Origin of the sequence: Paenibacillus timonensis (assembly GCF_022427145.1) — a bacterium.
GTDB classification, from domain to species: Bacteria; Bacillota; Bacilli; order Paenibacillales; family Paenibacillaceae; genus Fontibacillus; species Fontibacillus timonensis.
Genome location: NZ_JAKSXN010000004.1, coordinates 65,042 through 81,173 on the forward strand (window position 1 = coordinate 65,042; position 16,132 = coordinate 81,173).

The window sequence follows — 16,132 nt, forward strand, 5'->3', positions numbered from 1 at the left end:
GCTATATAAGAGCGTTCATCCCCACCTTCTATAACCGAATCTATAACCGCGGTTAGATTCGATAGCCGATGAGATCTTTTATAATTTTAGAATGATTATCATTCGGTGAAAGAGAGAAGGAAGGGTTGAACGGAATGAAGCGTTTTTTCATAGGGTTGATGGTACTGTCGTTGGTGTTGGGTGTCCCGCCAATGGCCGTTTTCGCGGATTCGGAAGGATCGGCGATGGCGGGAAACGGGACGGCGGGGGATCCCTTTATCGTCACGACGCTGGATCAGCTAGATGAAGTACGGGGCAACTTGACGGCCCACTATCGGCTTGGCGCGGATATCGATGCGTCGGCGACGGCGGGTTGGGACGGCGGAGCGGGCTGGATGCCGATTGGGGAAAGAGGCAGCGGGGACAGCTCCACGCAGTTCACGGGGGTGTTCGACGGGGCAGGTCATGTCATCCGTAACCTGACGATCAATCGGCCGTCTCAGGATGGGGTGGGGCTGTTTGGAATGATTGGCACGGGAGGCATGGTTCGAGATCTAGGGATGGAGGGCGGTACCATCACGGGCGGCACCTCTACCGGCGCACTGGCAGGGAACAATAACGGGACGATCGAGCAGTCCCATGCCGGGGTCGATGTATGGGGATCTGGAGTGGTTGGGGGGCTGGTTGGTTACGAATACGGCCAGATTCTCGCCTCGTACGCTACGGGGAATGTCAGCGGAACGAATAATGTCGGAGGATTGGTAGGACGCAGCGATGGAACGGTAACGAAATCGTATGCGACCGGTCATGTGGAAGGAAATGACACGGTTGGCGGACTTATCGGGCTGAAGGAAGGGGGGGAGTTAAGTCGATCCTATTTTGCCGGCACGGTTCATGGAAGTGGTAATTACATAGGCGGTTTGACGGGGTATCTGTCCGGTGGAATCTTAAGCACATCCTATAACATCGGGTCTGTCAGCGGAGACAAAATCGTTGGCGGACTGGTCGGTATGGCGGTAGATGGCTATATCGGTAAGTCCCATGCCTCCGGTCAGGTTACTGCTCCCGCAGGTGATGTCGGCGGTGTGCTTGGTTCCAATAACGGCACCTTTATGGAAGGTAACTACTGGGATGAAGAGACTTCAGGGCAGGCGGACGGGTGCGGCTACTTTAATGATGCTTACGAGAAGGTTTCTTGTGACGCGACAAGCCTAACAACCGCACAAGCGCTGAGCCAAGCGAGCTACACCGGGTTGGATTTCACGGCGGACTGGTTCATGATGGAAGGTTCAACGCGGCCTTTCCTTCGGGCGGAATGGTCACAGGTTGTCGGCAACGCCCATCAACTACAATTGATGGCGATGGATCTGACGGCGGATTATACGCTGGTAAGCGATATGGATTTCGGCACGGTGTTCACGGACGATAGCCGAGCCGATATGTGGGCCACGAGCAACGAGGATGGGGCGGGCTTCGCGCCGATTGGCGATGCGACGCTCGGCCCATTTACCGGGCAGCTCGATGGCCAAGGGCATGCGGTTCGCGGCTTATTCATCAACCGCCCGGGAACCGTCCAGGTCGGGTTGATTGGGAGTCTCGGCGTTGGAGGCCGCGTGCACGGCATTGGGGTAGAGGGCGGCCGCATCAACGGAGGATACTCCAGCGGCGGCTTAATCGGGGATATGAGCGGGGGAACCGTCGAGTTGTCCTATTCGACAGCCAGCGTAAGCGGCATTGAGAAAGTCGGGGGCCTGGTGGGGAATATGTATCCCGGCGTCATCACGAAATCGTTCGCGGGAGGCGATGTCTCCGGCTGGATGGTGGTTGGCGGCCTGGTGGGCCGTGCCGATCTGGGGAGTTTAATTGAAGATGCTTATGCCACCGGTTCCGTTGCAGGGAGCTCCGAAACCGGCGGTCTGATCGGACGACATGTCGGAACGGTCAACCGGGCTTATGCCGCAGGGAATGTCCCAGGCTCCGGTTCCGAAATCGGAGGGTTGGTAGGCCGGGATTTCAGCCCGACTTCCAGCGTCACCGCGGGATATTATGATGCTGCAACAACAGGCCATGGAGGCGGGAAGCCGACTGCAGCGATGAAGAGCAAATCCACGTTCGAGACGTGGGATTTTAATGGGACCTGGACGATCGAGGAAGGGAAATCGTATCCGGCCTTGCAAGGCATTGCCGCGAATCTCGGCATTGACACCGCTCCCCCGGCGATCGTGAACCTACGAGTCGAAGTTCCCAATCACCTTGTGGTGACTTTGGATGAAGAGGTAAACCTGCTTGCAACGGGAGGGTTTTTCGTATCCGTAGACGGTGTTGGAATTGGGGTTCTTGATACCGTAAAAACCGGAGCGAAAACCTTAGAGTTGACGGTCGGCGAGGAGCTGCATAGCGGACAGGACATCCAGCTGTCCTATGACGCGAATGTGGGAAATGTCTCCGATCTGGCGGGTCATCCGCTGCTCAGTGTGGCAGATCAACCTTGGCCGCCGGAGATTACGATTACGATGACCACGTCAAATGGGGACGAATATCTAGACGGAACGTGGACGAACGAGCCAGTGACGGTGAGCGCTTCGGTTTATGGAGATTCTGCAGCCGTCACCGAGTTCGTTTATTCATTGGATGGCGGGGATACGTGGACGGCGTACACGTCGAGCCTTGAGCTTCGGGATGACGGCGTACATGTCCTCGATTTCAAGGCGGCTAATTCGGCGGGGATGGAAACGACGATACGGCGTACGGTGAAAATCAGCGCCAGCGGGCTGACCTTGACCCCGGAGATGGTTCAAGCGGATGGCAGTCCTTATGGGGAAGGGGACTGGACGAACCAGAGCGTTACCGTCAGTGTGTACGCTGCGGCGGGATTCGGCGAGATCGTCTCCTTTACCTATGCGGTGGATGGCGGATTGCCGCAAGCGTATGCGAACGGGACGCCAATCGAAATCACCGGGGATGGGGATCATCGAGTTGTTTTCGAAGTGGAGGATGAAGCTGGACATCGTCTGTCCGAAGAGATGAAGGTGAGGATCGATCAAACGCCTCCTACTATCGATTTCTCCCCGAACGGGCGGGAAGTCGCGGAGGTTTCGGCTTCAACCCGGACGACGGTAGGGGATACCGGAAGCGGAGTCGATGCTTCAACGCTCCAATATGTATGGACAACGGATCCCGCTTTGCCAACGGATGGCTGGGTACCGTTCGTTAGTGGCGCTAATTTGACAAAGAGCGGAGCGGACGGCGATTGGTACCTGCATGTGAGAGCGGCAGATCAGACGGGGAACGAGAAGACGGCAACGTCCCAGCGGTTCCGGCTGTTCCAGAGAAGCAGTAACCCGGCGCCATCGCCGGGCGGCAATACGTCCTCCAACAGCGGGGCTCCGTCCTTGCCGAATAACGTATATCCGATCGGAGCTGCTGGCGGCACAGCGAAGTTCACTGGAGGGGAAATCCGGTTTCCAGCAGGTGCGATGGATCGCCCGTTCCAGGTGACGATCGAAGAGATCACGGATACGAGTGCCCTGCCGTTGTCCGAGCAGGAACGTCTGGTTAGCCGGGTATTCGATTTTAAGAAGAATGTGCCGGGGAAATTCCTTGTCCCTGTGACCATCCAACTGCGTCTGAACGCCGACGTGAAGCAGGAGGATGGCAAACAGATCCTGCTAGTTTGGCTGGACGAGGAGACGGGGGAATGGGTTGCGTTGAACGATCTGCTCGTTGACTACGAAAACGGCATCATCAGCGGCACAACCGATCATTTTACGAAATTTGCGGCCCTCTCCCGAACGCTTGAGATCCAAGAGCCAGCGGTCGAACTAACGGATATCCAAGGCCACTACGCTGAGGAAACGATCCGGCATCTTACGGAGAGCGGGATCGTCAGCGGGTATCCGGACGGCACCTTCCGGCCGAACCGTCCGATTACGCGGGCAGAGTTCGTTTCGATCCTGAACTCGGCGATGGCATGGAAAGCGGCGGGGGATAAAACGTTTGCCGACACGGAGAAGCATTGGGCACGGTCGGCAATCTCCATCGCCTACGCCAACGGGGTCATCCGGGGGATTGACGACACACTCTTTGCACCGGACCAGCCGATTACGAGGGAGCAGATGGCCGTGATAGCGGCAAACGCCTTGCATTTAGAGAAGCCGAAGAGCGTTCTGTCCTTCGCGGACGGGGAACGAATCTCGAGTTGGGCGAAGGATGCCGTCCAAGCCGTGACGGAGCAGGGGATCTTCTCCGGATATCCTGACCGCACCATACGCCCCCAAGACCAGGCAACCCGGGCGGAGGCGGTGATGGTCATTGGCAGAATGATAAAAATGATAGAAGGATAACCCACACTTGTCGATTCTCCTTCGAAATAGATTGGAAGGAAATCGATAAACGATAGAAATGGGTATTCGCATGAGAAAAGCTCAAGCCGGTAGAGTGGAAAACCAGGTATATTCGAACCGGGCGATCAGCTTGTGACCGGAGTCAAGCCCTCTTCTTCGATTTCTTGGCGGATATCGGCCGCGACATTTTCGATTCCCGGATAGAGGTCGTGCTCAGTTAAGCCGTAGTGGAGAAGCTGTTGCTTCATGTCTACTCGGGCGCTGTTGTTGATGACGATTTTATACAAGTAGCTTGGGCTGTCGGGAAGCAGGTCCAGAGCGACGCTTTTTGGAGTGATGGGAAAGATGGTAAACGTCCCGGCCTGTTTGATAATCCGCGGATTGTTGAGCGGACCGATGGCTGCTGCGGCTTTGACGCTGTCGCTCTTGGCGTTCGGGCCGAAGCGGGCGGTAAATGCCGGCTCAACGACATTCGGAATATATCCGGGCTTTAAATAACGGTAGAAACGAAAAGCCTGGTTCAATGTAACGGGATCAAGCAGCCAGACGGCCTTGTCGTTGGTCACTTCGGTGGGGTTCGTCGGCTCGCCCAGAGCGAACAACAGAGCTACGAGCGCTTCCCGGGACCAATCCAGCAGACGGGTGGGGACGCCATAATGCTGCATGAGGAAGAGCCACCCCCAATACGAATGGGTTTTGTCTTCGGAATAAGGAAAATAGGGTGGATCCCCTAAAAAGGGATAAGCAAGAGAACGAAATTTGGACAAGTATACGATTTCGGATTGCGTCCCTAAACCACGAACGATCGACGGATCCAGGTGGTACGTCGTACTTTTCACGCCTCTGAACCATAACACGCAGGAGTTGGGATGGTCCGGCGGAGAGATCTTCCGGTAAATTTGGTCGACGGCCTGCAAATATTTCTCCACGGTATCGATGCCGGTGATTTCATAGATTCCGCCGTTAGCTGCGGGTTGAATCACCTTCATGGGTTTCGCCACGTTTAAACCTCCTCAATTGTCATACGCCATAAAATATGCGCAGATGCCCAGGAGGGTTCGACTCCCCGCTTATATATCCATGATTAAAAAGCGAGCGACCGATAAAGGTCGCTTTTTTGTTTTTTAGCGGATGAGATTTGTGTACTGTACTATATGTTATGATGAATATATTATATATAATTGAAATAGGAATATCATTTTGGGAGGGATAAAATTGAAGAATACAACCGCTCGTGCGGATCGGGATTGGGCATCGTACGTCAATACCAATATCGGGACTTTGTCCTACAAAACGTGGTCCACGTCTCCAACCGTTCAGCTTCCCCATGGGATGATGGAGATTGATCCGGTGACCACGCCGGGCATCGGGGACAAGTATTTGGCGGATAAAATATTCGGATTTTCCTTTGGACCCGCAACCGTGACGGTTTCCGGCGGATCTTTGTCCGATCGGCGGGAAGCGCATGCTTCTACCTTCGATCATGATTTGGAGGAGACCCGGCCCTATAAGTATCGCGTCTTCCTGGAGGATCATGACATCGATGCCGAGATGACCGTGGCTCAGCGAAGCGCTTATTTCCGCCTTCACTCCGCCGGGCCGGTCCATGTCATCCTCGATGGCGGCGATACTACGCAAATTCTCAAGCACGATGGCCGCGCGATCGAAGGGGAGCGCGCCCATAAAGGACATGTTTGCTATTTTAGCTTGGAAATGAGAGAGGCAACGTCATCATTTGGTTTTATCGAAAACGGCCCCAAAGCCTACTTAGCCTACGGATCGCCGCAGGGGGAAGCTACGATCGAGTTGAAGGTAGGCATCTCCTACATCAGCCTGGAGCAAGCCCGTAAGAACCGACAGCAAGAGCTGCCGGACTGGGATTTCGACGCTGCCGTTTCCCGGGCCCGCGAGGCTTGGAACCGCGCGCTTTCCGCGATCGAGGTGGAAGGCGGGACGGAGGAAGAACGGACGATTTTCTATACGGCGATGTACCGTACGCTACAACGGATGCGGAATATTACGGAAGACGGACAGTATTACAGTGGCTTCGACGGACGCGTTCACAAGGCGGAGGGACGGGATTTTTACACGCATGACCAGCTTTGGGATACGTATCGCTGCGCTCGCCCGTTGCAAAGCCTCATCGAACCGCGCGTGTTTGAGGATATGGTGTACTCGTTGGTCAGAATGTACGAACAGGGCGGGTTGTTGCCGAAATTTCCCCATCCGGGGGGGGATCATGCGGTCATGATCGGCCATCATGCCGCTTCGCTTATTGCCGATGCTTGTGCCAAGGGACTGGATGATATCCAGGTCGAGAAGGCCTATGAAGGCATGCTCAAAGATGCGACGGAGATGTCCCTGATTCCCTGGCGGACGGTGCCGGCTACGGAATTGGACCGGGTGTACCACGAACAAGGCTGGTTCCCGGCACTCCCCGTAAGGGAGGATACGAAGGTCGCGGATCCGGACGAGTGGAGAAAACGACTCTGGGACCTCGTCATGGAGAAAATGCCGAATCAGATTACCTGGGTCCCCGATGTGGGCGTTGACGAATGGGTGCCGGAGGTCGATCCCTGGCACCGCCGGCAATCCATATCCGTTACGCTAGAGAGAGCTTATGACGACTGGTGTGTCGCCCAAGTGGCCCGTAAGCTGGGGCGGGAAGCGGAAGCCGAGCGTTTCCTTCAACGCGCGGGTAACTACCGCCATCTGTTCCGCCCTGATTTCGGACTGATGGCTCCCAAGACGGCGGAAGGGGAATGGGTTGAGCCGTTTGATCCGAAGCTGTCCGGCGGATTTGCCGGGGAGGAGTATTTTGCCGAAGTGAACAGTTGGATCTATACCTTCCATGTGCAGCACGATGTGGAGGGATTAATCCGGCTGATGGGCGGGAGAGAAGCTTTCGTCCAAAAGCTCGATGCGTTGTTTACGGAGCAGTACACGATGGAGAAACCTTGGTTTCTCGGGCAATTTCCCGATATGTCGGGACTGATCGGAATGTATGCCCACGGCAACGAACCCAGCTTTCATATCCCGTACTTATACAATTACGCGGGGACTCCTTGGAAAACGCAGCGGCGCGTACGCGATATCCAACACCTAATGTACAACGCCGGGCCAGCCGGTCTGTGCGGGGACGATGACATCGGTTCGCTATCGTCCTGGTACGTATTCAGCGCGATGGGTTTCTATCCGGTGTGCCCGGGGCGGCCCGTCTATGATATCGGCAGCCAGATCTTCGAGAAGACGACGCTCCGTGTCGGGGAGGGTCAAACGTTTGTCATCGAAGCGCGTCAGGTCTCCAAGGCGAACAAGTACATCCAATCCGCCGTTTTGAACGGGCAACCGCATTCGCGGCCTTGGCTTACCCATCAGGACTTGATGAGCGGAGGACAGCTTGTGCTGGAGATGGGGCCGCGGCCGAACAAGGCATGGGGAAGCTCCCCGGAGGATGCCCCGCCTTCGATGACTTCGCGTTAGGATCCCGGTGAAATGGAGGAATGTGACATGACCCTTGGCAAGCCCATTTATCATTTTACCCCGCCTGCGAATTGGATGAACGATCCGAACGGACTTGTTTATCACGAAGGCCAATATCATTTGTTCTATCAATACAACCCGCATGGGGATCAGTGGGGGACGATCCACTGGGGGCATGCGGTGAGCACGGATTTGGTGCATTGGCAGCCTCTGCCGGTCGCGCTGGCGCCGTCCACCGAGCTTGGCGAGGTGCATTGCTACTCCGGTTGTGCGGTGATCGATGATCAAGGCGTGCCGACCCTGTTCTATACCAGCGTAGGTGAGGGCGAGCGGAATGCCGAGACCGGCGCGGAGCAATGGATGGCCACCAGCCCCGATGGTCTGTTGACTTGGGTAAAGTTCGAGGCAAATCCAGTATTAACCTCGGATATCCACGGCAAGGATCTGACCGTACGGGATTGGCGAGACCCTTATGTCTGGAAAGAGGGAGACTGCTGGCTGATGGTGCTGGGAGGAAGCGTGGAAGGTAAAGGCTGCGCGTTATTGTACGAGTCGGCGAATCTGCAGGAGTGGACCTTCTTGCATCTCCTGCATACGGGGGAGGAAAACCTGTGGGAATGCCCGAACGCCTTCCGCCTGCAAGACAAAATGGTTCTGATCTACTCGCCAAGCGACAAGGTGAAGTATCTTGTAGGATCCATGGGGGACGATCTCCGGTTTATGAAAGAGCAGGAGGGCTTCGTGGATCATGGCGGCTGGGAAGGGTACTATGCACCGCAATCTATGCTCGCTCCGGACGGCCGGCGTATTCTGTGGGGATGGCTCCCCGACAACGCCCGCGGAGAGATGACGGAGATCCAGGGATGGTCAGGGGTGCAGTCGATCCCGAGAACCGTGGAGCTCCGCCCAGACACGAACACCCTGCGCTTTCAACCGGTCGCGGAACTCCAGGGGTTAAGGGAGAATCCGTATGAGCTTCCGAAGACGGTCTGGACGCAAGGCCATCATAAGCTAGAGACAAAAGGTAAAGCCGTCGAGATCATCGCTGAGTTTGAGCTGGCCGGTTCTGAGGCGTCGTTTGGATTTGAAGTATTCCGTTCGCCGGAAGGAGAGGAACAAACCACCCTGAAGTTTGATGTAGCGGGAGGACGGATCGTACTGGACCGTTCCCGATCCAGTCAAGCGGCGGGCGTTCACGCTTGGGAACTCACGGCCCTTTACGATATGCAGCAGCACAAACAACTTCGAGTTCACCTCTTCATCGACCACTCCATTGTTGAAGTGTTCGTCAATGAAGAACTTTGCTTGACGGGCCGAGTGTATCCTCTTCGCGAGGATAGTGAGGGGATTCGGTTATTTGTACAGGGACCAAGCGTGGCGATGAGTTCCCTTTCCGCATGGAATTTACGCGGGATTTAGTGAAGACTTGGCAGCTGACGAGAAGCTCTCGACTCAGCTGCTTTTTTTCTGATGTTGATGTTGTCACAGAATGAATCGCCTCGTCGTTATATTTTCGTGCTTGATCAAAAATGGGAGGTAGATGAACAATGACACAACGCATCAATTACATGCAACAATCCCCGGAATTTTTCAACCGATTAATGGAACTCAGCGGGGCTGAGAAGGGAAGCTCCATTGAGGAGGAGATTCGCCACCTCGTTCACATCCGAGCCTCGCAACTCAATGGATGCGGATTTTGCTTCGATATGCACGTGAAGGAGGCGAAAATCCACGGTGAAAGCGAGCTGCGCCTGTACCACATTTCGATTTGGCGGGAATCAACGCTGTTTAGCCCCCGCGAACGGGCGGCCCTGGCCTGGACCGAGATTCTGACCCATTTGCCGGAGCATGGCGTGCCGGATGAAATGTATAATCGGGTTCGCGAGCAATTTTCCGAAAAAGAGATTTCCGACCTCACGTTCTCGATCATGACGATCAATGCCTGGAACCGGGTTAACGTTGCCTTCAAGACCGTACCGGGTTCTGCCGACGCCGCCTTCGGATTGACGAAAGCCGGACTGAGCTAAGCGATAAGCCTCGACGTAAAAAAACAGAAGCACCAAGAATCCCTAGGGGCTCTTGGTGCTTCGTTTCATTCCTCGACATGTTTTAGTTTATCCGGGTTTCTAACCAGATAGATGTTGCGGATTTGGTGGTTCTCCACATGGAAAATTCCGACGGAATGAATCCCTTCCTCCGATCGAATCCGAAAAGCCGGCTGTCCATTCACCCGAGTAACCTCGAATTGGATTCCATCGATCGTGGTGGCTTGCCGGAACGGCCCCAGCAGGAATTGGGCAACGAGATCTCTGGTAAAGATCGGTTTGGCAGCGGCCAAGACTTTGCCTCCTCCATCGGCGACAAGGACAACCTCTTGGTCCAGAATGGATAAGATTTGATCGAGGTTCCCTTGTTTGAGCGCGTTAAGGAAATGATGGACGAGCTCGGGAGCGGTTCCCTCCTGGGGAACGAGTTGATCCGCAGTCATCCCCATTTTTGCGTGGGCTCGACTGAGCAGTTTGCGACAGTTCACTTCGCTTTTCTCCACCAGTTCGGCGATTTCCTGATAGTCAAAGCCAAGCGCCTCTCGAAGCACAAACACGACACGTTCCGTTGGAGATAACCTTTCAAGCAGAACCAGCATCGCATAGGACAGCAGGTCATCGCGGACGACGGCTTCCATCGCATCGTTATGCAGGCTGTGCAGCGGCTCCGGAAGCCATTCCCCATAGTATTGCTCCCGTTTTCGGCGTGCCGATTTATACAGGTCCCGGCAACGGTTCGTGACCATCTTGCAAAGATAAGCTTTGGGTTCCGTCAGCTTCTCTGGCGGCACATCGGCGATTTTCAGAAATACGTCGTGTACCACATCCTCCGCATCCGTGACGGATCCGGTCAGTTGATAAGCGAGTTTAAAGAGCAGTCTATTATATTTCTCGTACAGTTCCTTCATGGTTTCACTTCCTATCGTTTCTCGGTTTCATAACCTATTCATACTAGGCCTTAATCATAAGACGAGGTACGGGGTGATTTTGTGACAAAACTTCCGGCAGCCGTATTTTGCCGTGAATGAGGTTATCTTATCGCTTGCCGAGGAGTTCGGGTATTATTCGATCGGTTGGTGACGGTTAGGGAGCTTATGACGATGACGAATGAACAAGTATCTGATACCACCCACCTCCCATGAACTCCCATCCATCAGTCATGCATGCTCAAATTTAAATAAGAGACCCTATATCTTACAACTATTGAGTAGATGAGGGTTGGGGTATGAAGGTAGCTATTATGGGGGCGGGGTTATCGGGCCTAGCTTGTGCGATTACCTTGGAGCGTAACGGCATTGAGCCGGTCATCTTTGAGAAAAGGAGCCAAGTCGGCGACCGGTTCGTGAATGCGGAGGCGCTTCTTTCGATATTTTCGCGGCCGGTTCAGGATGTCATTGCTAAGTTTTCCGAAGAATACGGACTGTTCCTTCACCCGACTGCGAGCATTGAACAGATGACGATTCAATCCAAGCGGGAGAAGGCCATCCTGGAGGGACCGTTAGGCTTCCTCAATATCCGCGGGAGAGAAGAAGATTCGTTCGAAGCCCAGCTCAGCCGGCAAGTGAAATCGCCAATCCATTTTCATTCGGAGAAAACCTATGAGCAGCTGCTTGCGGACTATACGCATGTGGTCATGGCTACAGGGGACGCGGGTTACGCGAAAAAAACCCGAAACTTTCGGGAAGACCTCTCTGTATCCTTGATGGGGGCTACCGTCGAAGGTCAATTTGATCGCTACGCAGTCAAGACCTGGTTCGATTACGACCTTGCTCCGAGAGGGTACGGATATCTCCTTCCTTTTTCGGAGAAAGAAGCGAACCTGGTCATCGGCATCCCCGATATCCCCGCGAATGAGGGAGTCAAACTTCAGGACCTCTGGGAACCGTTCCACCAAACCGTTCGAACCGAACTAGGGCAGACTCTTCCCATGACGGATGAATTTCATATCACGCATTACCTGATGGGGATCTGCGAAAGGGCCCGGATCGGCAACACCTTCTATGTTGGAAATTGCTTTGGCAGCATGATGCCGTTCTTGGGATTTGGGCAATATAGTGCACTTTTGACCGGAGTTTATGCGGCTTACGATCTATGCGGTCAAGGCAAGTATGAGGAGTTGACTGCCCCCCTGCGTCAAAGCTATGAGGATTCGCTGGTTCTGCGTAGGGTGATGGAACAGCTCGACAATGCCGATTTGGATCGGATCGTACGGGTGCTGGATGGTCCTCTGGCGAACAAGCTGTATTTTGCCAAACGGATCAATCCCTTGAAAGTAGCCAGTTATTTGATGCGTCCTTATGTGAAAATCAAACAAGGAGTGACCTCCTGAGCAAATCCTAGGAGGGGATCAGCGTGATCACCGTATTGAATATGGATGGCCGAGAGCTAACCCCGTGCACGCTGGATCGCGCTTGGCGGGAAGTAAACCGGGAACGGGCTGTCTGGCTGGACGAGCAGACCATCCAATTGCTCTACAACCCGTTCTTATTCCGAGATTATCGGAAGAGCGCCCTAAGGCGAGACCGCTACACCTGCTTATGGTGCGGTGCTCCTGCAACGACGGTAGATCATCTCATTCCCTCAAGCAAAGGCGGTTCGGATCTACCCCATAACCTGATTGCCTCGTGCAGCGAATGTAATTCGAGACGGGGGAACCGTGCGGCCTTTAGTTATTTAAGAGAAAACGGGTGGAATGCACCCTATCCCTTCAAGCTCCGTTACCGTATCATCAGAGCGATGATCGGTCCGTACCTTCTGTCCAAACGGAAACGAAGGGGGGAATCGTAAAAAAGGCTTCTGACCGAACCTCCGGTCCGAGGCCTTTTAGGTTTGCGCCCCCTGATCCTATTCATCCTTTCTAGTAAGCTCTAAAAGTCGAGTGGGTTCCTCTGAAATCCGTGTGATTAATTTGTGAAAGTTACATAGCAAACGATTAGTTTCAACGGATGAGGGTATATTAATTGTGAAGACTTGGTGAAGTAGATTGACGTTGAGAATGGTTCGCATATAATAATTAATATAAATAACAGACAAACCACAGCCAAAAGGAGAGTTAAAATCATGTCATTGATTGGAAAAGAAGTATTGCCTTTTAAAGCTCAAGCTTATCAGAACGGGAAATTCATCGATGTTTCCGATGCAGACTTTAAAGGGAAATGGAGCGTTGTATGCTTCTATCCAGCGGACTTCACGTTCGTATGCCCTACGGAGCTGGAAGACTTGCAGGATCAATATGCTACCTTGAAAGATCTTGGCGTTGAGGTCTATTCTGTATCGACCGACTCCCACTTCGTGCATAAAGCTTGGCACGATAGCTCCGAAGCGATCGGCAAGGTTACTTACATTATGATCGGTGACCCTTCCCACACGATTTCCCGTAACTTCGACGTTCTGATCGAAGAAGAAGGCGTGGCGGATCGGGGTACCTTTATCATCGACCCGAACGGCGTGATCCAAGCTATCGAAATCACGGCTGGCGGGATTGGACGCGATGCAAGCACCCTGATCGACAAGATCAAAGCAGCTCAATACGTTCATAACCATCCAGGTGAAGTTTGCCCGGCGAAATGGAAAGAAGGAGCCGCAACTTTGAAACCAAGCCTTGACTTGGTTGGCAAGATCTAAGGAGAGAGAATCATGAAACTGGATGCAGACATCAAACAACAATTAGAGCAATATCTTCAGCTTCTTGAAGGGAATGTTCTGCTGAAAGTCAGTGCCGGAACCGATACGGTTTCGAACGATATGCTGGACCTCGTTCACGAGTTGTCCAGCATGTCGGATAAAATTACCGTCGAGCAAACGACTTTACCCAGAACCCCAAGCTTCAGCGTGAATCGCGTTGGGGAAGAGACCGGCATCACCTTTGCCGGTGTCCCACTGGGCCATGAGTTTACTTCCCTGGTACTGGCTTTGTTGCAAGTCAGCGGAAGACCTCCAAAGGTTGAACAGCACATCATAGATCAAATTAAGGGGGTTCGAGGCGAATACCGCTTCGAAACCTATGTCAGCTTGACTTGTCACAACTGCCCGGACGTCGTTCAGGCATTGAACCTGATGAGCGTACTGAATCCAGGCATTTCCCATACGATGATCGACGGTGCGGCTTTCAAGGATGAAGTTGAAAGCAAAGAGATCATGGCGGTGCCAACCGTGTTCCTGAACGGGGAGCTGTTCGGTAACGGCCGGATGTCTGTCGAGGATATTCTGGGGAAACTGGGCTCGTCGGACACGACGGCATTTGAAGGCAAAGAGCCTTACGACGTTCTCGTTGTAGGGGGCGGACCTGCCGGCGCCAGTGCGGCGATTTATGCAGCACGCAAAGGCATCCGTACCGGGATCGTTGCTGAACGCTTCGGCGGACAAGTGAACGACACCCTTGGTATTGAGAACTTAATCGGCGTGAAGTATACGGAAGGGCCTATGCTTGCGGCCAATCTGGAGGAACACGCGAAGGAATACAATATCGACATCATGATGTCGCAGCGGGCGAAGGGCCTTCAGAAGAAGGACCTGATCGAAGTGGAGCTGGAGAACGGTGCGGTGCTGAAGAGCAAAACGGTTATCCTGTCCACCGGGGCACGTTGGCGCAACATGAATGTACCGGGCGAAGCGGAATTTAAGAATAAAGGCGTGGCGTATTGCCCGCACTGTGATGGTCCATTGTTTGCAGGGAAACGTGTCGCTGTTGTCGGCGGAGGCAACTCCGGTGTTGAGGCAGCCATTGACCTGGCGGGCGTGGCATCGCATGTGACCGTACTTGAATTCATGCCTGAGCTGAAAGCCGACTCTGTCTTGCAGGATCGTCTGAACAGCTTGCCGAACACCACCGTAATCAAGAACGCGCAAGTGAAGGAAGTTACGGGGGACAGCAAGGTGAACGGAGTAACCTACATCGAGCGGGAAAGCGGTGAAGAGAAGCATCTCGAGCTGGAAGGCGTATTCGTTCAAATCGGCCTTGTGCCGAATACGGAATGGCTGGAAGGCACGCTGGAACGTACCCGGATGGGCGAGATTATCGTCGACAACCGTGGGGCAACAACTCTTCCAGGTGTATTTGCGGCCGGCGACTGCACGAACTCGGCTTACAAACAAATCATTATTTCGATGGGTTCAGGTGCGACAGCGGCCTTGGGCGCCTTCGATTACATGATCCGCAATCAATAACATCATAGGTATGACATCAAGCCCGCTCATCGAGAGCGGGCTATTTTTGTGTACAAATCTAAAGTTTGTTGACTATAGTATCAAGTTTATGGTCTGGATGTAAGCGCTGTATTCCCGATAAAATGAGAGTAGACAGAGCAGTACACGCTGAAGGAAAGAGGTGACGGAACATGAAGTCGAAGGAAAACAGAAAGCGCTTACAAACGCGTTGGCGCAAACAAGACACGGAGCTGACGTTATTGGCCTTGCCAACAACCCTTTGGTATATTCTGTTCAGTTTCCTGCCGATGTTCGGCATCATTATCGCCTTTAAGAATTTCAAAATAACCGGTGGGTTTCTGAGCAATGTATTCAACAGCCCCTGGGCAGGCCTCAAAAACTTTGAATTCCTCTTCAAGTCGAACGATGCCTGGATCATTATTCGGAACACCATCGGGTACAACTTGATCTTTATCGTCCTTGGGATTGTGATCCCCGTGGCTTTAGCCTTGATGATCGGGATGATCCACAACCGCCGGGCCGGGAAAGCCTATCAAACGATGATGTTCCTGCCCTATTTTCTCTCCTGGGTTGTAGTCTCCGCAGTGGGTTGGGCGTTCTTAAGTTTCGATAAGGGGATTCTCAATCAAATGTTGGTGAATTGGGGAAATGAGCCGGTCAACTGGTACATGGAACCGAAATATTGGCCTTACTTCTTGATCTTCATGAATATCTGGAAGGGGCTGGGTTATGGAATGGTCGTCTATTTGGCGACAATCGCCGGGATTGATAAGACCTACTATGAAGCGGCCGTGATCGATGGCGCTACGCTCTGGCAGCAAACCCGGTTTATCACGCTGCCGCTGATGAAACTGGTTATCGTGATGATGTTCATCTTGGCGGTGGGACGGATCTTCTACACGGACTTCGGGTTATTCTTTCAGGTCCCGAGGGACTCCAATTCCCTGTTTAATGTGGCCACGACGATTGATGTCTTGGTTTACAAGCAGCTCAAAACGGCAACTGTCGGCATGGCTTCGGCTGCGGCTTTTGTACAATCGGTTCTCGGCTGTCTGATGATTCTAGCGGCGAACTGGACGGTTCGCAAAATCGATTCGGATAGCGCGATGATCTAAG

Annotated in this window: 11 protein-coding genes; 9 read left to right on the forward strand and 2 right to left on the reverse strand. The window is 53.5% G+C overall.

What is annotated here, in order from left to right; all coding sequences use genetic code 11:
- Nucleotides 1–134: 134 nt before the first annotated feature.
- A complete protein-coding gene (locus tag MJ257_RS02510) occupies nt 135–4,322 on the forward strand; it encodes an S-layer homology domain-containing protein (protein ID WP_240267757.1) in 4,188 nt (1,395 codons plus the stop codon).
- Nucleotides 4,323–4,447: 125 nt separating this feature from the next.
- Here the strand turns inward: MJ257_RS02510 and MJ257_RS02515 are convergent, their stop codons facing one another.
- Nucleotides 4,448–5,323 (reverse strand): FRG domain-containing protein, encoded by an 876-nt coding sequence (locus MJ257_RS02515; RefSeq protein WP_240267758.1) that lies wholly within the window; start codon nt 5,321–5,323, stop codon nt 4,448–4,450.
- Between the two features lie 214 nt (nt 5,324–5,537).
- On the opposite strand from MJ257_RS02515, the gene MJ257_RS02520 reads away from it, so the two are divergent.
- From MJ257_RS02520 to MJ257_RS02530, 3 genes are all read left to right on the forward strand, one after another.
- On the forward strand, nt 5,538–7,805 hold the full coding sequence (locus tag MJ257_RS02520; protein ID WP_240267759.1) for a GH92 family glycosyl hydrolase: 2,268 nt from the start codon (nt 5,538–5,540) through the stop codon (nt 7,803–7,805).
- 27 nt (nt 7,806–7,832) lie between these two features.
- Nucleotides 7,833–9,224, forward strand: a complete 1,392-nt coding sequence (locus MJ257_RS02525) for a glycoside hydrolase family 32 protein (protein WP_240267760.1) — start codon at nt 7,833–7,835, stop codon at nt 9,222–9,224.
- A 128-nt stretch (nt 9,225–9,352) separates the two neighbouring features.
- The gene (locus MJ257_RS02530; RefSeq protein ID WP_155606997.1) at nt 9,353–9,832 is read left to right on the forward strand and encodes a carboxymuconolactone decarboxylase family protein; all 480 of its coding nucleotides are present in this window, start codon (nt 9,353–9,355) and stop codon (nt 9,830–9,832) included.
- A gap of 65 nt (nt 9,833–9,897) precedes the next feature.
- Here MJ257_RS02530 and MJ257_RS02535 read toward each other — a convergent pair whose 3' ends face one another.
- Nucleotides 9,898–10,758, reverse strand: a complete 861-nt coding sequence (locus MJ257_RS02535; protein ID WP_240267761.1) for an RNA polymerase sigma-70 factor — start codon at nt 10,756–10,758, stop codon at nt 9,898–9,900.
- A gap of 317 nt (nt 10,759–11,075) precedes the next feature.
- On the opposite strand from MJ257_RS02535, the gene MJ257_RS02540 reads away from it, so the two are divergent.
- The 5 genes from MJ257_RS02540 to MJ257_RS02560 all read left to right on the forward strand — a co-directional run bounded on the left by MJ257_RS02540 (nt 11,076) and on the right by MJ257_RS02560 (nt 16,131).
- Nucleotides 11,076–12,179: an NAD(P)/FAD-dependent oxidoreductase gene (locus MJ257_RS02540; protein ID WP_155607005.1), complete on the forward strand. Its 1,104-nt coding sequence runs from the start codon at nt 11,076–11,078 to the stop codon at nt 12,177–12,179.
- A gap of 23 nt (nt 12,180–12,202) precedes the next feature.
- Complete coding sequence (locus tag MJ257_RS02545; protein ID WP_240267762.1) at nt 12,203–12,637, forward strand: HNH endonuclease; 435 nt, start codon at nt 12,203–12,205, stop codon at nt 12,635–12,637.
- Between the two features lie 273 nt (nt 12,638–12,910).
- The gene (gene ahpC, locus MJ257_RS02550; protein WP_155607006.1) at nt 12,911–13,474 is read left to right on the forward strand and encodes an alkyl hydroperoxide reductase subunit C; all 564 of its coding nucleotides are present in this window, start codon (nt 12,911–12,913) and stop codon (nt 13,472–13,474) included.
- 12 nt (nt 13,475–13,486) lie between these two features.
- Complete coding sequence (ahpF, locus tag MJ257_RS02555) at nt 13,487–15,016, forward strand: alkyl hydroperoxide reductase subunit F (RefSeq protein ID WP_240267763.1); 1,530 nt, start codon at nt 13,487–13,489, stop codon at nt 15,014–15,016.
- A 170-nt stretch (nt 15,017–15,186) separates the two neighbouring features.
- Nucleotides 15,187–16,131, forward strand: coding sequence for an ABC transporter permease (locus MJ257_RS02560; RefSeq protein WP_240267764.1), 945 nt, complete (start codon nt 15,187–15,189; stop codon nt 16,129–16,131).
- Nucleotide 16,132: the final 1 nt, after the last annotated feature.

Bases quoted from the DNA above. Each gene is read 5' to 3' on its own strand.
- MJ257_RS02540 (WP_155607005.1), top strand. From the start codon at position 11,076: ATGAAGGTAGCTATTATGGGGGCGGGGTTATCGGGCCTAGCTTGTGCG.
- ahpF (WP_240267763.1), top strand. From the start codon at position 13,487: ATGAAACTGGATGCAGACATCAAACAACAATTAGAGCAATATCTTCAG.
- ahpC (WP_155607006.1), top strand. From the start codon at position 12,911: ATGTCATTGATTGGAAAAGAAGTATTGCCTTTTAAAGCTCAAGCTTAT.
- MJ257_RS02530 (WP_155606997.1), top strand. From the start codon at position 9,353: ATGACACAACGCATCAATTACATGCAACAATCCCCGGAATTTTTCAAC.
- MJ257_RS02535 (WP_240267761.1), bottom strand. From the start codon at position 10,758: ATGAAGGAACTGTACGAGAAATATAATAGACTGCTCTTTAAACTCGCT.
- MJ257_RS02525 (WP_240267760.1), top strand. From the start codon at position 7,833: ATGACCCTTGGCAAGCCCATTTATCATTTTACCCCGCCTGCGAATTGG.
- MJ257_RS02560 (WP_240267764.1), top strand. From the start codon at position 15,187: ATGAAGTCGAAGGAAAACAGAAAGCGCTTACAAACGCGTTGGCGCAAA.
- MJ257_RS02510 (WP_240267757.1), top strand. From the start codon at position 135: ATGAAGCGTTTTTTCATAGGGTTGATGGTACTGTCGTTGGTGTTGGGT.